At 45.3% G+C, this 20,535-nt stretch carries 21 protein-coding genes; 1 reads left to right on the top strand and 20 read right to left on the bottom strand.

Translation table 11 applies throughout. From position 1 onward, the window contains the following. Positions 1–180: 180 nt before the first annotated feature. Positions 181–1,056, bottom strand: coding sequence for an undecaprenyl-diphosphate phosphatase (locus GPK60_RS14910; protein WP_022119196.1), 876 nt, complete (start codon positions 1,054–1,056; stop codon positions 181–183). 272 nt (positions 1,057–1,328) lie between these two features. Here GPK60_RS14910 and GPK60_RS14915 point away from each other — a divergent pair, with 272 nt between their 5' ends. Continuing rightward, positions 1,329–2,045, top strand: a complete 717-nt coding sequence (locus tag GPK60_RS14915) for a LytTR family DNA-binding domain-containing protein (protein WP_173897306.1) — start codon at positions 1,329–1,331, stop codon at positions 2,043–2,045. 12 nt (positions 2,046–2,057) lie between these two features. On the opposite strand, the gene GPK60_RS14920 is transcribed toward GPK60_RS14915, so the two are convergent. The 19 genes from GPK60_RS14920 to GPK60_RS15010 form a co-directional block, all read right to left on the bottom strand. Then, entirely contained in the window at positions 2,058–2,291 is a 234-nt protein-coding gene (locus tag GPK60_RS14920; protein ID WP_022119198.1) for a hypothetical protein, read from the bottom strand. Positions 2,292–2,312: 21 nt separating this feature from the next. Then, entirely contained in the window at positions 2,313–2,711 is a 399-nt protein-coding gene (locus tag GPK60_RS14925; RefSeq protein WP_173897307.1) for a GerW family sporulation protein, read from the bottom strand. Between the two features lies 1 nt (position 2,712). After that, a complete protein-coding gene (locus GPK60_RS14930) occupies positions 2,713–3,717 on the bottom strand; it encodes a DUF2953 domain-containing protein (RefSeq protein ID WP_215660961.1) in 1,005 nt (334 codons plus the stop codon). Positions 3,718–3,773: 56 nt separating this feature from the next. Beyond that, the gene (locus tag GPK60_RS14935; protein WP_173897309.1) at positions 3,774–4,112 is read right to left on the bottom strand and encodes a hypothetical protein; all 339 of its coding nucleotides are present in this window, start codon (positions 4,110–4,112) and stop codon (positions 3,774–3,776) included. A gap of 68 nt (positions 4,113–4,180) precedes the next feature. Further along, the gene (locus tag GPK60_RS14940) at positions 4,181–4,816 is read right to left on the bottom strand and encodes a GNAT family N-acetyltransferase (RefSeq protein WP_215660963.1); all 636 of its coding nucleotides are present in this window, start codon (positions 4,814–4,816) and stop codon (positions 4,181–4,183) included. A 30-nt stretch (positions 4,817–4,846) separates the two neighbouring features. Next, positions 4,847–6,856, bottom strand: coding sequence for a M28 family peptidase (locus tag GPK60_RS14945; RefSeq protein ID WP_022119203.1), 2,010 nt, complete (start codon positions 6,854–6,856; stop codon positions 4,847–4,849). Positions 6,857–7,011: 155 nt separating this feature from the next. After that, on the bottom strand, positions 7,012–7,464 hold the full coding sequence (locus tag GPK60_RS14950; RefSeq protein WP_022119204.1) for an NUDIX domain-containing protein: 453 nt from the start codon (positions 7,462–7,464) through the stop codon (positions 7,012–7,014). A gap of 93 nt (positions 7,465–7,557) precedes the next feature. Beyond that, on the bottom strand, positions 7,558–9,123 hold the full coding sequence (locus tag GPK60_RS14955) for a penicillin-binding transpeptidase domain-containing protein (protein ID WP_226911788.1): 1,566 nt from the start codon (positions 9,121–9,123) through the stop codon (positions 7,558–7,560). Then, the gene (locus GPK60_RS14960) at positions 9,086–10,438 is read right to left on the bottom strand and encodes an FtsW/RodA/SpoVE family cell cycle protein (RefSeq protein ID WP_022119206.1); all 1,353 of its coding nucleotides are present in this window, start codon (positions 10,436–10,438) and stop codon (positions 9,086–9,088) included. Before GPK60_RS14960 ends, GPK60_RS14955 begins: the two co-directional genes overlap by 38 nt. An 8-nt stretch (positions 10,439–10,446) precedes the next feature. Next, positions 10,447–12,837 (bottom strand): U32 family peptidase, encoded by a 2,391-nt coding sequence (locus GPK60_RS14965; RefSeq protein WP_346727803.1) that lies wholly within the window; start codon positions 12,835–12,837, stop codon positions 10,447–10,449. A 125-nt stretch (positions 12,838–12,962) separates the two neighbouring features. After that, positions 12,963–13,361 (bottom strand): cell division protein ZapA, encoded by a 399-nt coding sequence (gene zapA, locus GPK60_RS14970; protein ID WP_022119208.1) that lies wholly within the window; start codon positions 13,359–13,361, stop codon positions 12,963–12,965. Between the two features lie 100 nt (positions 13,362–13,461). Continuing rightward, positions 13,462–14,466 carry a Holliday junction branch migration DNA helicase RuvB gene (ruvB, locus tag GPK60_RS14975; RefSeq protein ID WP_022119209.1) on the bottom strand — a complete coding sequence of 335 codons (1,005 nt, stop codon included), beginning with the start codon at positions 14,464–14,466 and terminating at the stop codon, positions 13,462–13,464. A gap of 92 nt (positions 14,467–14,558) precedes the next feature. Further along, complete coding sequence (gene ruvA, locus GPK60_RS14980) at positions 14,559–15,245, bottom strand: Holliday junction branch migration protein RuvA (protein ID WP_346727804.1); 687 nt, start codon at positions 15,243–15,245, stop codon at positions 14,559–14,561. Further along, positions 15,200–15,913, bottom strand: a complete 714-nt coding sequence (locus GPK60_RS14985; RefSeq protein WP_252191421.1) for a histidine phosphatase family protein — start codon at positions 15,911–15,913, stop codon at positions 15,200–15,202. Before GPK60_RS14985 ends, ruvA begins: the two co-directional genes overlap by 46 nt. Further along, on the bottom strand, positions 15,910–16,290 hold the full coding sequence (locus tag GPK60_RS14990) for a bifunctional adenosylcobinamide kinase/adenosylcobinamide-phosphate guanylyltransferase (RefSeq protein ID WP_215660967.1): 381 nt from the start codon (positions 16,288–16,290) through the stop codon (positions 15,910–15,912). The genes GPK60_RS14985 and GPK60_RS14990 overlap by 4 nt, the downstream gene beginning before the upstream one ends. Positions 16,291–16,374: 84 nt before the next feature. Next, positions 16,375–17,103 carry an adenosylcobinamide-GDP ribazoletransferase gene (locus tag GPK60_RS14995; RefSeq protein WP_252191422.1) on the bottom strand — a complete coding sequence of 243 codons (729 nt, stop codon included), beginning with the start codon at positions 17,101–17,103 and terminating at the stop codon, positions 16,375–16,377. A 94-nt stretch (positions 17,104–17,197) separates the two neighbouring features. After that, the gene (locus GPK60_RS15000; protein WP_022119214.1) at positions 17,198–17,710 is read right to left on the bottom strand and encodes a bifunctional adenosylcobinamide kinase/adenosylcobinamide-phosphate guanylyltransferase; all 513 of its coding nucleotides are present in this window, start codon (positions 17,708–17,710) and stop codon (positions 17,198–17,200) included. Positions 17,711–17,723: 13 nt separating this feature from the next. Further along, complete coding sequence (cobT, locus tag GPK60_RS15005) at positions 17,724–18,773, bottom strand: nicotinate-nucleotide--dimethylbenzimidazole phosphoribosyltransferase (protein WP_215660972.1); 1,050 nt, start codon at positions 18,771–18,773, stop codon at positions 17,724–17,726. Between the two features lie 251 nt (positions 18,774–19,024). Then, positions 19,025–20,452: a hypothetical protein gene (locus GPK60_RS15010; RefSeq protein WP_215660974.1), complete on the bottom strand. Its 1,428-nt coding sequence runs from the start codon at positions 20,450–20,452 to the stop codon at positions 19,025–19,027. Positions 20,453–20,535 lie beyond the last annotated feature (83 nt).

The raw sequence follows: 20,535 nt of genomic DNA on the forward strand, positions 1-20,535 counted from the left end.
GTTGCTCCCCTTTATCTGTTTTCCTCGTCATATCACATTTTTCGTCGCTATAGCAAAGATAAAACACGCTTTGTGGATTTTATCAGCTGATCAGCGGTCTCCATAACAAAAAACTGTTACAGAATCCATACCGTAACAGTCTTTTTGCATATAAAACATTCCTTTGTAAAATCGATTCTGTTATACCAAGAAGTTTGCAATGATCGCAATCACTCCTACTGCAAAACAGTAAATCGCAAATCCCATAAATTTTTTCTTACGCACGACTGTAAGCATCGTTTTAATGCATACATAACCAACGCATCCTGCAACGATCGCTCCGATCAGTCCGTTGAGTACGATGCCCCCGGTAATCGCTTCACTTCCCAGATCCTTGATCTCAAGAACAGCCGCTCCCAGAATCGCCGGGATCGACATAATGAAAGAATAGCGAACTGCAAAACGTCTGTCATATCCGCTCATCAGGCACGCCGCGATCGTCGTACCGGAGCGGGAAAGTCCCGGAAGTGTGGCACAGCCCTGTGCTGCACCGATCAAAAATCCGCTTCTGTAACTGATATCCTTTGGTATCTTTTTGCCGTTCGGTGTTTTCTCGGATACCACCAGCAAAATGGAAGTCAGGATCAGGCAAATCCCCGGAACGATCAGTGTCGCACTCGCTTTTTCCACCATTCCCTTTCCGATATAACCAATGATACCTGTCGGTATGGTAGATACCAGCACCAGTACCACAAACTTGCGATAGTTGTTTTTTACGATCTTGCGGTAACGCAGTGCACTGTAGGAACGCTGATTCTGAATATAACTTTTCAGATTGTAAATAATATCACCACACATATTGACCGTCTCAACGATCATACGCAGAATGTCCTTGCGGTAAACCACGAAAATCGCCACCAGGGTACCAAGATGCAGCATAACATCAAAAAATAATCCCCCGTCTGTCTGGATATGAAATATATTCTGGATGATCGCCAGATGTCCGGAACTGCTGACCGGCAAGAACTCCGTAATGCCCTGTACAATTCCCAATATGATCGCCTGTATAATTGACATAATAACCTCCCATACCGCATTTGAAACGGCTTAATCGAACTTTTTAAATTATAGCATACTTTCTATAAACTTACAAATACTTATTTTCAAATTCCACAATACGACAAATCCTGTCCTCAAAACCGAAAAAACTTCTTATTTTTTATAGACATTTGTCAGAAGAAGAGATACACTGTTACCAACATAGCATAAGTCGGCGGACAGATGGGATAACTTGTATCTTTCTCTGTTTATCCGTCTGCTTATAGTATACGTGGAAGGAGGTTTTATTTATGGATACTTTACATATTGCTGTTTGTGATAATCATGTTTCTTCCCTGACTTTTATCACCAGTGAGATCACCAAGCAGATTATGAACATGAATGTCCAGGCAGATGTTGCTTCCTTTTCTTCCGGCGAAGATATCATGTGCCGTGTATCGGAAGGAATATTTTTTGACCTGTACATTTTAAATATTGAAATGCCAAAACTCGATGGCATCACACTTGCTCTGCAGATCCGCAGGCATCAGAAGAATCCGGTCATCATCTTTGTATCTGCAAGAGAAGAATATGTTTTTGATTCTTTCAAAGCACATCCTTACAGTTTCGTCCGCAAAGATCATTTTCATGAAGATTTGAGTTCCACACTGAAAGCATTCATGCTGGAATACCATAAACGGGAAGACTCGTTTCTTTATATTCTCCGCACACCGGATGCCCTGCACAAGTTAAATCTCAGACAGATCCTCTACATCCGGGATATCCGAGATGGTTTTATTGAGCTTTTGAAAAACGACGGCACTGCCAAGCGGATCCGTTATAACATAAATGACTTGGAAAAAGAGCTGGAGCCCTGTGATTTTGTCCGCATCCATCCTCTGGAGCTGGTCAACTGCGACTATGTTTTCCGGATCAAAAACGGAAAAATTATGCTTGATAACGGAACAGAACTTGCGATTGCCGATCCTTACCGGGAAAATATCCTGGAAAAATTCGGTGAAATATAGCCGCTCTTTTTCTCAGCAGCAGAACATAAAATAGCCAAGAAGCAGCAGCCCGAAGATAAAGAGAACCGACACAAAGACATTCGGCATAAAAAATGCGATCGTCATACCAAATGCGATCCAGAACACGGTATAGCCTATAATCCTTTTCATTGGATTTCTCCGAATCTCTTTATTACCAGAATATGCATCTGCAAAGGCATCGTAGCACAAAAGGTCATGGATTTTACGGAACTGTCCGATCCCCATGACCTTTTGTTATCTTTTTCTTTATTCTTTTTCTTCTTTTGCCTCTGAAATGATCTCGTCGTCCTCTTTTGATGAGAAAAATTTTCCATCGGTAAATTTATTAACAAAATCCGGAACCATATCCAGGATCTTGGTCAGACCGTCCTGATTTTTGACATTGACCAGTTTGGTCGTCCCGTTCTGGATCACAAGCACGGCACTCGGACTCATTTTTCCGCCCATGCCACCGCCGCCGTTCTGTTTCTTGTCTTCATTTTTTGCTGTCGCAGCAACACCAAACGTGACATCTACAAGTGGCAGGATGATCGTGTCACCCACTGTGATCGCATCTCCCACAACGGTTTTGGTCGTGATAAAACTGTCCATGCCTTTGAAAAGAGAATTTACTGTACTCTGAAAATTGTTGTTTTCTGATGCCATATTAAGCCCTCCTTAATCGTCTGAATCGTTTCCAGTATATTTTTAATTTTTTATCAAAAAATATCTTCGCTCCTGTCAGTGCAAGATGGCAGATGCGGATATGTCCCAAAGCCAAAACTTCTCCTTCGCAGACCTGATCTTCAAAATCAGGCTCAAGATCCAGTTCCTCGCACTTCGCCGGAAGGATCAGATAGAGAATCCCAGTAAACTCTCCGGTGAGTGCCGGATCTCCGAAACCATAATGTACATAGCCTTTGATCTTATGCGGGCGGATATGTCTCAGAAGATAAAAGAGATGATTCTTCAAGATCTGATAAACTTCCCGTGAAAGATCTGAACGCAGAAAATCAAGATATCGCTTCAGTGTCTCTTTTGATTTTGTAATAGAACGGATCGTTTTTTTTGCCTGCTCTTTTGCGGTGAGGATACGATTTCTGATCTTTTCGATCTGCATGCGTACCTTTTCGATTATATTGAAAAAACGATGTCGCTTTTCCGGTTCAGCCGCATCTTCTGCCTGCAATTCTGACATTTTACCATCCTGTGTTTCTGATTTCGAAGCCTTGTTTTTCTGCGTTTCGGTTTTCGGAGACGGTTCTGGGTCCGGTTTCGTTTTCTCTTCTAACACAGGCAATGCCTTTTTCTCTTCCGAAACGTCCTCTGTTTTTTCTGTCTCGCAGTTCTTTGTTTCATTGTTTTCTGCCTTTTCCGAAGAATCCTCCGTCTGCCCGGTATTTTTTTTAGCGAAATCGATCTTTTTTCCGAAAATCTGCGGTACAAAGGATATCTGCCCATTCCGGTAGCCTGCTTTTACCTTCAGGATGCCAAACAGCCAGCTCACACTGACGTTTGCAGTACTTTTTTTCAGTTCCCCGTGTTTTTCTGCACATATGCGATACCGCAGAGGCAAAAACAAAACGGTCAGAAGGATCAGCAGGACCAGTCCCAGAAGAACGGTCAGAAGAATCCCCACTATTTTCAGTATAGCCAGTATGATATGTATCATATACAAACACCCGTTAATTTCTTTCCTGATTATGATTCTGCAACGCCTGCCAGACCTCACATAAGCCTGCCCTGTCTTTCACTGCATCTGCTTTTCAGATAACGGAGGATATCTCCGTTTCCGGTCTCTCTGTACGTCTCTTCCGCCATCTGAACCACCAGATCCACGGCTTCCTCATAGCCTTTGGCAATGCCGTAGATCATCGGCAGCTTTTTTCTCACTGCTCTTTGTTTCAGCCACGCAGAAGAAAGGATATCAAGCTGATCCTCGCCGTTTGCTGCCTCGGTGATCACCCACACATCGATCATTCCCGCACCGATCTTCAGTTTCCGGATGATCTTGTTTTTCTTTTTTGATGCACCTTCCCCCACATAGAGATATGGATACCACTTCATATTTTTTCCTTTCTCCTGCCATCGGATTCTTGTTCTATTTTACCAGACACAGAAACATAATGCAACGACTAACGAACTTCTCTTATCATGCAGTACTGTTTCAGGGAGAAATTTTTTTCAAGCACACCATATACCTTAAATCCAAATTTCTGATAAAACTCCACATTATTCTGATTGTGTGTCTCCAGTGAGATCATCATCCGGTGCTGATCTGCGTAGCGTATGGTTTCCTCCAGAAGTCCTGCCGCAATCCCATGATGCTGCATCTGCGGATTAACTGCTAGATAGATCACGTGGAGCCTGCGATTCTGATGAAGCTGGTCTGTCCAGTTCGAATTCAGATAGTCTCCACCCTTGATAAAATTGTAAAATGTGTGCAGAGACGGATCTTCTTTTATCAGAAACCCATCCGTATGTAATACTGCTTTTGCTTCTGTATAAAGAAAACGGAAAATATTGCAGGATTTTGTTTCATCAGATACCACAAGAACGCCGTTCAGCTCTTCGCTGTCCGAAAAAATCTCACATGTCTCATAAAATTCATCCATATCACAGTGAAACAATTCCGGCATCAATTTTTTTCGGATTTCCGCATTTGGTATCAGTGTCTCATAAAGTGGATCATGTGCAAAGCACAGATTCAGAAGTTTTTCCAGTTTTGGCAGATCCTCTCTCTGCACGCGGTATAAATTTTCGCTGTCCATAAATTTCTGATTTTGTCCCTTTCTGTATGCTCAGTTCAGATACGTTTCTTTCAGAACTTCTGTTATCTTGTCAGTATATTTTTCCAGTAATGTATACTGTTTTTCACATACTTTTTTCAGTCGGAGAATCTCACTTTCAAAATCAGATCCCGCGGTTTTTTCTTTTTCCAGCAGGCTTCTCACCAGAGTATAAAGCTTTTCATGCTCCATGATCCTTCCATAGCCCCATTTCAGCCGTTCCCTTGGCTGATGGAAAACATAGTCCGTGAAATGATTGTATACATCTTCATCAAACATAAACGCATAAGCATTGTTGTCAACCTGATAAAGCCGTCCAAGTGCCTTTGATACTTCTGCTTTTTCAAGATCTTCTATCGCATCTTCTAAAAGCCTGATATTTTTCAGAAGGATCTCATGTGGATAAAGTACGTTTCCGTACCAGTCGATGCGTACAAACGTATCCTGTTCTTTTTTGAAGTTTGCAAGCTGTTTCTGTTCCAGAGGACGCAGGCTTTCAAACAGCTCTTCTGCTTCTTCAAAACGTTCCTCCTTAAGAAGGCGGCGGTAAGCACGGTTCTGTTCCTGTACCTTCTGATAATCCTGCTCTGCTTTTTTTTCTGCTTCTTTCAGATATTGTTTCATAACATCCAGTTTCTTTGAAAGTACACCTTTTGCAGCTTCCGCTCCGGGAAACTTCCCTGCCCGGCTCATGACCGGGGCAAAACACAACGGAACGACCGCCGTCTGATCCAGTTCACAGATCAGCAGCAGAAACAGTTCGTGATGCAGGCGGTATACCTGCTCATCGTAATAATCATCGTTATCAAACTGTGAATGGTAGTGCGTCTCCATAAAACTTCCACCGGTAAAATCATTGACCATGGACGGAATGCCGGCGATTGCCATGGAAAAGTCATCAGACCAGGTCTCGATCGGTGCCGTAATCTTCGTCTCCTCCGGATAGGCCTGTGTCAGAAGCGGCAGATTAGAAAGAAATTCTTCCAGATAACGCACATATTCATAACAGCTGCGGATCCTGGCCCTTGTTCCATGTGCCAGTGCAGGAAGTTCAAAATTAAGATCTGCGATCACTTTGCCGACCCACTCCGGATGTGCTGTAAAAATCTGCTCGTAAGCACCCGCTGACCAGTCAAAATCAGAATCGATCACGCCCCATTCCTCTGCCGCCATTGCACAGAATACGATTGTATTGTTTGGCTGATAACCACTCTCCAGCAAAGACTTTGCGATGCCGAACATCAGGGCAACCGCAGTATTGTCATCCTGAAAGCCGCTGAAATAAGAATCATAATGTGCGGAGAGCAGAATCATACGCTCCGGATGCTTTCCAGGAATCCTTCCGCAGATATTGTAGGTGGTGCACGACGGCATCACCTGGCTGTCCGCGTCAAAAAAGACCTGGATCTCTTCTTTTTCTTTCAACAGCTCTTTAAGCACTTCTGCATCTTTTCTGGAAATTGAAAAAGCTGCCGCATCGGAAGGTCCTGCAATATCCTGTGCATTTAAGGCTTCGTTGTCAATCTCACCATATCCGCCGTCCTGGACAGCGATCAGGGCTTTTGCCCCTTTTAAATGTGCCTGATAAACCGGGTAATTGATCCACCATTCATCTCTCTGGTTGATATCGACAAGTACCAGTTTCCCCTGCACTTCCCGGCCCTCATAATCCTTTTCCGTTCCTTTTCCCACATAAGTTAGGGAAAAAGGTTCAAAGCCATCAGTCTTAAAGTCTGTCTGATATGCTCCAAGCTGAAATTCCCGGCGTTTGCCTTTTGTCTCCACCGCAAGGACTGCCTTTTTAAATTCCCAGCCATCCACGGTGACGGCATCTTTTGTAACCTGTGAAAGCCCGATGCTTTCCATTTCTTTTTTCAGCATCTCACCGGTCTTAAATTCTGCCTGCGAACCTGCCGGGCGGTATCCCAGTACCTCGTTGGAGCGAAACTGCTCCATGCGTCTTGCCAGTTTGTAAGAATATTCAATATCCAGATGTTCTAATAAATGTTCTCTTGTATGCATATCCAGACCTCCTATTTGATCTACCCACACGCATTTTTATCTTAGTCGGAGAAGACTCCCATTTCTATAAGAATGTCTGCAAAGTCCATGATATGAAAATGGAGTCTGCGGCGAACCGAGACTCCAGCTTTCACTCCTTCTGGTGCAGTAATTTGTCAAAAATATTTTTTGTTACCCCAGAGATTCCGCCTCTTTAATTCCAGATATTCATTATACGCTTTTTCCAAAATCGCTTTTTCATTTGAAAACTTCAGCAGATGATATGCTTCATGGTACTTATAATATCCGGAATCCACGAAATATTCTTCTCTCTGTGGCTTGCTGTAATAACTGTCCGCCATCATCAGATACCAGTGTACATCCTTGGAAACGATGTCCTCCGGGACATTGAATGTATACTGACTTTTTCCGACATACTTGATAATGGAAGCATCGACACCCGTTTCCTCCAACACTTCCCTGGCAGCGGTATCTTTATACTCTTCGCCAGCTTCTACAGTTCCTTTCGGCAAAACCCAGCCCTCATACTTGTTTTTGTAGCTTTTGTACAACAGTAGGATCTTCCCGCGAAAGATTACCACACCGCCACAGCTCGTTGCCTCAATCATTGCAATTCCTCCTGTATGCGTTGTGTCTAAAACTGTTTTTAGTATACCCCTTTTTTCAGCTGAACGCAAGCTATAAAAATATTCTCTTTTGCATTACTGCTGATACTGCAGTTCGTACCACCATTTGTCAAATACCATCTTGGCTGCCGGGACTGCGGAAGAACTTCCGGAACCACCGTCTTCGATGATCACACTGATCGCCAGTTTTGGATTTTCCGCATCCAGATAACCTACAAACCAGGAGTGAGTTCCTTCTGCTCCTCCTTCACTGCCGTATTCTGCAGATCCGGTCTTCCCTGCCGCCGTATATTCTTCTCCGGAAATCTTTCTTGCCGTTCCGTCGGTGACTACTTCCTTCATAAATCCGGACAGGATATCGACTTCTTCTTCTGACATCAGTTCTTTGTATTTGACCGGTGCATACTGCTTTACAATGTCTCCGTCATACGTTTCGATGTGATCGATGTAGTATGGATTCATCATAGTGCCGCCGTTTGCCACGGTTGCAGCCACGAGTGCCATCTCAAACGGTGACACGACCGTCTCTCCCTGTCCAATCGCAGTCATCATCTCTTCTCCGTAGGAGGCATTGGATGACAGACGGAAAAGGCTCTGGCTGGACGGAAGATCAATCGGCAGATCTTTGTTGAAGAGGAACGACTCGCAGAGTTTCCGGTACGAATCATTGTTCACTTCCATACCGATCTGTGCAAAGGCACCGTTGCAGGAGTGGACAAATGCCTGCTCCAGATTTTCATATCCATGGACTTCTCCTTCGTAGCAGGTGATCCGCACATCTTCTTTGGAAATGCTTCCGTTACAGGTATAGTTGAAATTCTGGTAATCATCCGGATGTTCCCGGATATATTCCAGCGTTGTGAGGATCTTAAAGGTAGATCCCGGCGGATACTGCCCCTGCAGTGCACGGTTAAAAAGGGAACTGTTGCTGTCGTCATTAATCAGTGCATCCCAGTCCTGCTCGATCGTATTCGGATCAAAATCCGGTTTGGAAACCATCGCCAGTACCTTTCCGGTGGACGGCTCCAGCACCACGATCGCACCTTTGTTGTCACCAAGTGCATCATAACATACCTGCTGCAGCTGTGTGTTCAGTGTCAGCACAAGGCTGTCCCCCTGTACTTTGGTATCCAGCTTTTCTTCCCGGATCTGATCCAGGATGGAGGCATGACTGCTCAGCAGATCATAATTATGGACCGACTCGATACCGGACTTACCATTTGTTGCATAACCGACAATATGTGCAAACAGATTGCTGTACGGATAGCTTCTGCTCTCTGTCCCGTCTTCTGCAATGTCTGTCTGTGCCAGGACGTTGCCGTCCGCAGAATAAATATTGCCTCGGATGATCTGTTCCTGGTAAGCAGACTGTTTTGTATTGTACTGGTTATTATTAATATCATCCCGCAGCACCACATTAAAATAGATCAGATAACCTGCCATTGAGAGAAACAACGCCACCATCAGATAACTGACACGAACCAGCACCTTGTTCTTGATACGGCGGATGCGTTCTTCTTCCTCGTTATCATAGTCATCATAATCCTGATCCAGATAATCCTCATCCGGATCAGCCTGTGCATCTCTTCCTTTTCGCCTAGTACTATCGGTAGTTTTGCGGCTCTTCATAATATTCTTCATCTTCAAATGAATCATCCTCGTCTTTTCTTAGTATATAGAGTCCCTGGATCACAGAGAACATGATCAGTGTACTGAGCATGGAACTTCCTCCGGAGCTGACAAACGGAAGCGTGACACCGGTCATCGGGATCATCTTCATGGAACCGCCGATCGTTAAAAATACCTGGATCGCATACGTGCAGGCAAGTCCAAGTGCCACATAACGGTAAAAATTCTTCGTCATTTTCATTGCGATATTGACAAACATGATAAAGCAGCTCATGCAGATCAGAATCGTGCAAATGCAGAAAATACTTCCCATCTCTTCGGCGATCGCCGCAAACATAAAGTCCTGATCCACATAAGGGATCTCGGTCGGTGATCCCTGATACAGACCGGTACCGAACCAACCGCCGGCCGCGATCGCAAACAGTGCCTGTGCCACCTGATAGCCGCTTCCTTCGTAAACACTGAATGGATCTTTCCAGATCTCCACGCGGACACGGACATGGGCAAACAGGAAATACGCTGCCACGGCTGCCACCACAAACGCTCCGAATCCAAGAGCCAGCCATTTCCAGTCACGCGTTGCCACATAAAGCATGATCAGATAGGTCATAAAATAGATCAGTGCACTTCCAAGATCTGTGGAGATCACAAGGATCAGCACATGGACAGCCGCCAGAATGGTAGTTTTGACAATCTGCGAAAATTCGGTCGATTTTGATAACATTCCGGCAATGCAGAATACATAAATAATCTTGACAAACTCCGATGGCTGTAGGGTAATGCCGGCAATCGTCAGTGACAGCTTTGCACCATTTGTCACCGTTGCCATGACCGCAACCGCTACCAGAAGTCCGATGCCAAGGATAGCATAGACCACAGCAAATTTCGTGATAAATTTCAGCTTGCTGATCAGCCACGGCACGATCAGAGCGATCACCGTTCCGATCACACAGATCTGAAACTGTTTGACCGACTGATCATAAGACAGTCTTGTAACCATAATAAAACCGATCGTGATCAGCATACACATGTTATTGATCGCAAGTTTGGAAGCTTTCGGATACAGATGCCTGAAAAAGATCAGTGTCGCTGCCAGATACAATGCCTGTTCCCCGTAAAAAAACAGGATCTGGGACTGGTTCATCTGAAGGTACAGTACCATAAAAGCCACAAAATGGAGACAGAACATCACCACATTCTGTCTGATAAAGAGGAATTCTCTCGCTTCCTCGCTCCGCTTAGCAAAGATCAGAATACTTTGCAGCGTATAGATCACCATCAAAGTGATCAGAACATATTTTGAAAATTCTATGATCAGTTTATCCACCGTTTCACCTACTCCACTCCTCGTTTGTAGTGTCCTCTTGTAAATTCATATCCCGGCTCTCCCAGTTCTTCTCCCCAAAGATATTCTTTCACAAATCGCTTTGCGACTGCCGCCGCTTCTTTGTTGCTTTCTGTCGTAAACGCCAGCCGTACAGATGCCGGGCTGCATTTTCGCACCTCTTCGCTCCATCCGTGCAGCGAAACCGGAACAGAATTGTAAATCACATTATAACAGTAACTGCAGCAGTTTTTCACCGGAAATTCTTTTCCCTTGCGATCACGTACCTTAAAAAGCTCCGGCGTTTTCTGACAGTGTCCTGCACTTTTTTTCAGACACTGTGTGCTTGTCATGACCGGAATCCTTCCGTAGACCAGCATTTCATCGCCATCGCAGTCACGCTCTTTCAATTCTTTGAACGTAAGCTCTGCAGGGCAGACAAAAAAACTGCAACCTAGATTTCTTAAAAACGCTTTCGCTTCTTTATTATAAGCATAAACATTGTAATCTGCTGCCCAGGTTCCGTCATATCCGATCTGCTCCAGATATGCGATCTGCTCCAGATTTTTGACCATCATTCCGTCAAAACAGGTCATATACTGCTTCATCTGCTGATCCCACAGTTCCTGATCTTTTGTCCGGAACAGAGACGGAAAAATGTACCAGAGCTCCTTTTTCTGCCCCTGGCATCTCTGTGCCATCGACGGAATCTGTTCACACATCCGAAAATCCAGAAAGCATTTGCTGTCAAGATAAATCCTTTTGACGCCTTCTATTTGCAGCATTTCTTCAAACAGGTCTGCCCGTTCGATCGATACAGAAAGCTTTGCTTTCTTTTCTTGTTTCCCGTCATTGGCAGATTTTTCTGCTTCCACTTTTTCCATCTCCGGGCTGTTTTCTCCTGTTTTCCCGGATTTGTCAGATTTTCTCTGATAATCCTGCAACTGTTTTTCCTGTAATGCTTCCAGAGCCCCCCGTCGAAGTTCATTGAAACTCTGCATCGGAAGAAAACACTCCTCATCCATCACAACCTGAAGATGTTCAAACAGATACGGCGAATTTCCGGTACGCATCATCTGTTTTCTTACACGTTCCTCCGCAATCGGCTGTTTCTGTGCCGCCTGTACAATCGCTCCGCTCTGGGAGGCAGTGATCCTGCCTTCCGGCCCGTCATATGTCACCGTCAGTATAGCAGGTTTCCCTTTAAAAATCATTAACTTGCCCTTAATTTTTTCATAGAGGATCTTCCCGATATACTTCTCTTTCAGTCCTTCCATCAGTTTTGCATTGTACGTGCGATTCCAGATGCCTCCCTTCTGCAGTCTGCCCGCATCGCGGACTTTCATGGAAAAGATCCTGCCTTTTTTCACATCTTCCGCCACCGTTGCGGACTCCAGCATATCACCTTTTTGCAGATTTTCCAGTGCTTTAAAAGTAAGCTGTCCGCCTTTTCTCTGTTCCAGAAGCATGGCACCTTCTGTCCCGTAGTGATTCTGCCGCTTCATGGACATCATTGACACACCATGGTATCTCTGATAATATCCTGTGGAAAAACCGCCCCGGTTATACAGATCCATCAAATCCTGGATATCTTTTTTCTCCACATGATATCCTTCTTTTCCGTTTTTACGGTAAAGATCCACATATTTGCGGTACATGGCTGCCACACCTGCCGCATACTCCGTTCGCTTCATCCTGCCTTCGATCTTCAGAGAATCCACACCCGCTTCCAGAACCTCAGGCAAAATCTGCAAAGTACAGATGTCTTTCGGACTTAGCCAGAACTGCTCTTTTCCTTCATATACATAAGGAAGTCTGCACGGCTGTGCACAGCGTCCACGGTTCCCGCTGCGTCCTCCGATCATACTGCTCATCAGACACTGACCGGAATAACAGTAACAAAGTGCCCCGTGCACAAAACATTCGATTTCCAGAGAAGTATTCTGCCGGATCGCTGCGATCTCCTCCAGGCTGATCTCTCTTGCCGGAACAACTCTGGATGCTCCCAGTTTTTCCAATAAAGCTGCACTTTGCACGGAATGGACCGACATCTGTGTGCTGGCATGAAGATCCAGATTGGGAAATTCTCTTTTCAAAAAAGCAAATGCCCCGAAATCCTGCACGATCACGGCATCCAGACCCTGCTCATAAAACGGCACCAGCCAGTCTGCCAGTTGATAAATCTCCGACTGTTTCATTAGCGTATTGGTTGTCAGATATAATTTTTTATTGTGCAGATGACAGTAATCGATGCATTCTGACAACTCCTCATCAGACAGATTGTTTGCATACGCCCTCGCACCAAACATTCTGCCTCCTGTATAGACTGCATCTGCACCTGCATACAATGCAGCTTTTAATCCTTCGATCGAACCTGCCGGTGCCAGAACTTCTGTTTCCACAAAATCCCTCCTGTACTTGTCATGGCAAAAGCCACCTGTTTTCATGTAAACTTAAAAAGGTTGGCAGACGCAATGCCGAACTGCCTTTTCTCCGGCTCTTTGTGTCGTTCCAACCTCTGTCTGTATTACTTGCCCAACTCTGTCTCCAGTTTTACAATCTGCTTCTGGTACTCTGTTGCCTGTTCTTTTAAAGCTTCCAGCTCTTTTGCTGCATCTTCCAGCTTGATCTGAGTGGAGATCAGTTCATGTTTCAAATCGTACAGTTCCTGATCTTTCTGTGCCAGCTCTTCTTCGACCATCTCCACCTGATTCTTGGCTTTAAAATAATCATCTGCAACATTCAACTCCAGCAGGATGCTTTTCAACTCCTGGGACAGTCTTGCGTAACCATCCAGTTTTTTTAATTCTGCCAGTTTGTTATTGATATATGTGGCAACCCGCTGCAGATACTCTTCACTCTCATATCCACTCAGGGTATAAATCTTCCCATCAATGAGTACTTCCGTTTTGTTTTTGGATGACATCCTGTGTACTTCCTCTCTTTCGGTAATTACTTGACGCATGATCTTTCCCTATTATAACCTCATATCGCAATTATTTACAAGAGAATATTACAAATCTTTTTCATTTCGTTTCTTCTTTTTCAATTCCAAGGTGCTGATACGTAAGATCTGTGACCACTCTTCCCCTCGGTGTACGCATGATAAACCCGTTTTTGATCAGAAACGGCTCATAAACTTCTTCGATCGTTCCGGCATCCTCACCGATCGCCGCTGCCAGGGTATCCAGCCCGACCGGACGGCCCATAAATTTCTCTGTCATCGTATAGAGGATCCGGCGGTCCGTCTGATCAAGTCCACAGGAATCCACCTCCAGAAGATCCAGGGCGAAGGATGCCACTTCTCCTGTGATCTTTCCATCGTAACGCACCTGTGCAAAATCGCGGACACGTTTCAAAAGACGGTTTGCAAGCCTTGGCGTTCCCCTGGAACGTTTGGCAAGCTCGGCGGCTCCCTGCGGATCGATCTCCACATTCAGTACATCCGCCGACCGCATGATGATCGTCTGCAGCTCTTTTTCTGTATAAAATTCCAGGTGATGTACCACTCCGAAACGATCCCGCAAAGGTGCCGTCAGAAGGCCTGCCCTTGTCGTTGCCCCGACCAGTGTAAATTTCGGCAGATCCAGGCGGATCGATCTGGCGGAAGCTCCTTTTCCGATCACAATGTCGATCGCATAGTCTTCCATGGCCGGATAGAGTACCTCCTCCACCTGACGGTTCAGACGGTGGATCTCATCTACAAAAAGCACATCGCCCTCCTGCAGATTATTAAGGATTGCCGCCATCTCCCCCGGTTTTTCGATCGCCGGTCCCGAGGTGATCTTGATATTTACCCCCATCTCATTGGCAATGATACCGGCAAGCGTCGTCTTTCCAAGTCCCGGAGGTCCATAGAAAAGGACATGATCCAGCGTATCGCCTCTCTGCTTCGCCGCTTCGATATAAACTTTTAAATTTTCTTTTGCTTTTTCCTGTCCAATATACTGTTCTAATGTCTGCGGTCGCAGATTTTTTTCAGAAGATACATCTTCCTCCAGAATATCCGTTGTGATAATTCGCTTTGCCATTTTTTTCCTCTTTTTATTTATTCTAAGATCTTAAAGTCAGAAGATGCCCTGCGATTTCAGACTTTTAACCCCGGCATCATTCCAATTTCAGATCAGATCATTCTTTTCAGTGCTGCTTTCAGTATTGCCTCGGTGTCCATATCATCTCCCGGCTCCACCTTCTGCACGGCACGCAGAGCATCCGCCGGACTGTAGCCGAGAGCTGTCAGGGCTTCCACTGCTTCTCCTCTTGCATCCGGAAGCGTCTCTTCTGCTTCCTGTTCATGCAGAAGCTTCTTCTCAAATGCATCCTCCAGATCCAGCTTGTCTTTCAGTTCCAGGATCATTTTTTTCGCCGTCTTCACACCGATCCCCGGTGCTTTGGCGATGGTTTTTGCATCTTCCGACAAAACGGCAAATCTCAAATCATCTGCTGAAAATGCAGTCAGGATCCCAAGTGCCGCCTTCGGTCCGATCCCGCTGACACCAAGCAGCAGTGAAAAAACTTCCAGATCATCCTTGTGCTGAAATCCATAGAGCTGCATCGCATCCTCTTTTACGTGAAAATAAGTGTGAAGCTTCACCTGACTGCCCATTTTCGTCAGCTGCTCCGACTCTCTTCCCGATATATAAATACGATATCCGATTCCATGGACATCCAAAATCACACTTCCCGGAAGTGTCTCCACAAGTTCCCCTTTGATATACGCGATCATATTTTCCCCTCTGTTGTTCTGTTTTATATTCCAAACCGTTACGTGATTTTTTCCAGAACGGTTAGTCTCTGTCTTTTTTTCCATGTCTCATCTGATATATACAGATGATATCCCATCGCATTTCCAACCTGCCAGTCATAAAATGCCTTTTTTTCTTCCGCCAGTGCTTCCAGAATACTCATAATTGTTCCGCCATGGACGACGATCGCCGCAGAATATTTCTTTTGCTCCAAAAGTTCCGCCACAATCGTTTTAAAAGCTTTCACACAGCGTTTCCGGAAATGGCTCTGCTCTTCGCCCGCCGGAAACGGCAGTGTCCCGTTGCTGTCAAGCCATCTTTGATAATCCGCATCACCGGATAATTCCTGAAAATTTTTGTTTTCATATCTGCCGAAATCGCATTCCCGCAGATCTGAAACCACAGAAATAGACTGCTTTGGAAACAGGATCTTCGCACTTTCCCTGCACCGCAGCATCGGACTTACAAAAAGTGCCTCCACTGCCGGATACTTTTTCGCATCTGCCATCTGCATAAGACTTTGCTTTCCTTCTTCGCAGAGCGGTTCGTCCGTTGTCCCGATATATCGCCCTTCCAGATTTCCTTTTGTTTTTCCGTGTCGTATCAGATAAACATCCATATTATATCGTTCCCTTTTTCTGTTTGCGTTCCACTGCTCACAGTGATGCACACCATGCATCGCAATGCCCGGTTCTTCTGTGCACCTCTGCCATCCGCCAGGATGCTGCATCATTTGATTTTTGTTCCGATACCGCAGACTACACGATACACTGCATCTGCCTCAGAAGCAATCTCCGTGCAGACACGCCCGGTTGTCTCCCGGTAGTTCCGGTCAAACACATCCATCGGAACCACGCCGTATCCGAGTTCGTTGCTGATCAGGACAAGATCCGAATTCTTCATCCGCAGCTGTTCTGCCAGATCCTGCACACTCATTTCCTGCTCCAACATTCTTCGGATATACTCATGGAAATGAAACAGCACTTTTGCATGGTAAATATCCGAAAAAGCACAGCTTGTGCCATCCGTAAAATCTTCTCTTTTCTCGTTCAGAAGTTTCTCTGCAAACGCCTTTTTCCCCTGAAACGTTCCTCCTACGATCAATATCATATATGATATCTCCATTTCTCATATGATTTTTATCTTTTGACATCCTTATCGCAAGATACACAGTCGACCTTGTATGACAAGCTCTTAACGTAAAACAATACGAAGTCCGATCACGCAGACTGCCATAAACAGTTCGCAGTTCTGAAGGAAGAATCCTGCCAGATCGCCGGTGATCCCGCCAAATTTTTCATAAGATAAATGGCGGTACCAGAAAAATACCAGCAATGCCCCGATCAGCTCTGCCGTTCCGCACAGTGGATCCAGATACAGCAAAAGTCCGGCACATACGATCAGATAACAGATCATCACGATCCGCACTCTGCTCTTTAATGCCATGTCTGAAAACGTCGCTGCAAGCCCTGTATTTTTCGCCATACGGAAAGATACCAGTGAAAGTCCGCTCAATGCCCTGGAAATGACAAAACCGATTGCCAGAAGTCCTATTGTATGGGCATCTGCCTCGGAATAAATCCCGAAATCCAGAACAAACCAGCAGATCCCTATGATAATCGCAAATGCTCCGGCATGCGAATCTTTCAAGATCTCAAGCTTTTCTTCTTTTGTTTTATAAGAACTGAGTGCATCTGCTGTATCCAGAAGACCATCCAGATGGATCCCTCCGGTGATCAGAACCGGGATCAGGATCAGAACTGCTGTAAAAAGCAGACTTCCAGAGAGCTTCGCTCCGACAAGCATATTCCACAGAAGCGTTGCCGCTCCGATCACAGCCCCGACTGCCGGAAAAAAGCAGATACAGTACTGCATACTTTCTTTTGTCCATTCCACCTGCGGCATTGGGATCTTCGAATACATCGAAAAAGCAACGCACAAACTTCTTCCTATATTTTTCATGCCATTCTCTTCTTTCCTGCTGCCAGAAACAGCAGCTGTGATATCAAAATTTTTTTTACTTTATCCGAAGCGGGATACCGTAGACTACTTCATAGCAGACATCGGAAATTTCCGCCAGATATGCATTGATCCTTCCGAGCAGCCTCTGATAATTTTCCGTCTCTTTATCATAGACCATACCATCTGAAAAAATCTCATTCGTGACAACGCAGACATCTGCCGCCTGCTCTTTCAGATGTAAAATCCCATCACAGATTGCCTCATAAGCGTGTTCTTTTGCCCCTTCCGGCGAAAAAACTTCATTTGCCGCCAGATTGGACATACATTCCAGGAGCACCGCCGTGTCCTTTGGAATCCTGACATGGACAAGATCCGTCGGACATTCCAGGGTATCAAAATGCTTCTCTTTTCGCATTTTTCTGTGGCGTTTCACACGCTGTCTGCTCTCTTCATCAAAACAGACCATCGTCGCAATATAGAGCCTGTTTTTCTCCGGAAATTTCAGGATCTGTTCTTCCGCAAAGGCAGATTTCCCGCTGCCGCTGCCGCCTGTCACCGTAACAAACATCGCATCCCCCTCCTCAGACCAAGTGCTCATACTGCTCAATACTTGCCTCTTCAAAGGTACTCATGCTGTTATAAACCACACAGGCAAGATCAAGGATTGGAAACAGTGTCAGGGCTCCGGTGCCCTCTCCAAGATGCATCTCACAGTCCAGCATGGCATCTAATCCCAGTTTCGATAGAATCATCTGTGCCGCCGGTTCTTTTGACAGATGAGAAGCAATCATATAATTTACGCAGTTCGGGCAGATTACATACGCTGCCAATGCTGCAGCTTCAGAAATAATCCCATCGATCACAACCGGAATCCCTTCTGCCGCACCGCCGAGGAACAGACCTGCCATCCCGGCAAGGTCAAATCCTCCGACTTTTGCAAGCACATCGATGCCGTCCGCCGGATCCGGCTGATTTACCTGGATTGCCTGATGGATCGCAGATATCTTCTTTGTCAGCCCGGAAGTAGAAAGCCCTGCACCTCTTCCTGTTACCGCCTCAACCGGAATCCCCAGAAAAACGGCTGCCATAGCACTGCTGGTGGTGGTATTTCCAATCCCCATCTCTCCGGTTGCAAGGATCTGATAACCTTTTTCCTTTAATTCCCGAACAATGCGGATGCCAGTCTCGATCGCCTGCACTGCTTCCTGCCTGGTCATCGCCGGACCTTTTGCCATATTTTTCGTGCCATACGCCACTTTTTCATTTCGAAGAGAAGTGTCTCTTGCGATCCCGATATCGACCGGGAAGATATCCGCTCCGGTCGATCGGCACATAATGCTGGAAGTTGCCTTGCCAGACAGCATATTTTCTGAAACAATCGCTGTCACTTCCTGCCCGGACTGCGTGACTCCCTCTTCTACCACACCGTTATCTGCACACATCACAACCAGTGCCTTTTTATCCAGATGGATCCTTTCATTTCCGGTCATCCCGGCAATCCGCACCAGAGCATCCTCCAGTTTGCCAAGACTGTGCAGCGGCTTTGCGATCGAATCCCAGTGCTGCCTGCACCGCTCCATCGCTTCCTGTGATGGTTTCTTGATTTTCTCTAATGTCTCTTCCAGAATCATGATCGTCCTCTATTCTTCTATTTCCTGTAAATTGTTTTACTTTGTTTCAAGTCGAACGCACGTGAGACTTGGTGCGTGATTCTGATCAGCGAAAGCTGACCAGAATCACTGCACATTCTACACTTCATTCCGGTCGGCACAAAACGAGTGTCACCGATATCCAATTCATTATAACAGGAAAAAAACGGCTTCGCAACAAAAAACAGCAGTCAGTTCGAAAATATGTTCTTTTCGTCTGACCGCTGTCTTTTTTACAATAAAGATAATGCAAGGGAAAGTTCTTCGTTGTAACGCGTGGTATACGCCGGATACGTTTTTTTACGATATGCATACAGTTTCTGTAAGAACTGCTCGTCCGTCGTACTGTTTTTAATACCGGCTGCTTTGACTGCTCCTGCTGCAGTCCATTGACCGTGCTGGATGGAATAGCTAAATACTGCTCCTTTTACAATATCCGGTCTTGCATCCATATTGATGTTGAACTTTGTCTGCAAATATCTTGCCGTCACATCATAATACTCACGCTTTGCGTAGGCATCCTGATAAGAAGCAAAGCCTTTCGGCGATTTGTTGTAGATCGTTCTCCATGCCGCATAGAACTTTGTGTTTCCCTTCAGTAATGACTTCTGACTGTCGGTGTATGCCGCATACTTTTTAAACTCTGCAAAGAATGTCGGATTGCTCTCATAGCAATATTTCACAAACGGAAGCAGTGAATAACGGTAATCAAACTGATATTTTCCGCAGGCATTGCCGTTATCGCCGCCAACCTGTGCATAGGCTGCCGTTCCTGACTCAAACGTCGTAAAGAACAGCATTTTGTCGGTGATATCGTCATCCTTGTCCTCGATGTTAGCCGTACATCTTCCGTTCAGGTCAATGTTATAGACAACGCCGTCAATCGTGACTGCCTTGTTTTTCTGCATGACACCTTTGGCATTGAAATAATATGTAACACGGTCAACAGAAAGCAGACCAACTGTAGCAGCAGAACCATTGTCCGGATCCAGATAATATTTCTTTCCTTTCGAATCAAGCCAACCGCTCTGCAAACCTCCGTCTTTTGCAAAATAATAACGTTTGCCGTCAATCACCTGCCATCCGGTCACACGGTAATATTTTTCACCGGTATAGTAGGTTTTACCGATCCAGTGAAACCAGCCCTGAAGACAGATTCCTGTATTTTTCTGAAAAAAGTAATACTGCTTGTTGATATATCTCCAGCCGGTCAGCATATAACCTTTCTTTTTGCTGAAATAATAGCGATATCCCTCGATCCTTCTCCAGCCGGTCGCTCTCGCACCATTTTTCTTCGGATCCAGATAATACTTCCGTTTTCCGAGCTGAATCCAGCCAAGCTGCTTTTCACCTTCCGGGGTATAATAATAATATTTTTTATTAATTTTATACCAGCCGCCTTTAAAATTCTCAATCCATTTTCCGTCTTCACCCACAAAATATTCGCCAATCCACTGGTTTTTCACAAGGGAACCGTCCGAACCGGCATAGTAATCGCCAACCCACTTGTTCCTCACCAGTTTGCTGCCTTTGTAAGCATACCAGACACCACCAACATCCTTCCAGACTGCCTTTCTTGCAGCCTCCGCCCTCTGCGGCATACAAAGCATCGCAAACATCACTGCGAATACTGCCAGTATGATTCTTCTTTTTCTCTTCATTATTTATCCTTTCCCCCACACTTGTCAAAACTGATCTGTAACTAAATATCAAACTATTTGTTACAAATCTGTTACATTTCATC

Origin of the sequence: Ruminococcus sp. MCC718, from assembly GCF_018783905.1 — a bacterium.
GTDB lineage: Bacteria > Bacillota > Clostridia > Lachnospirales > Lachnospiraceae > Hominisplanchenecus > Hominisplanchenecus faecis.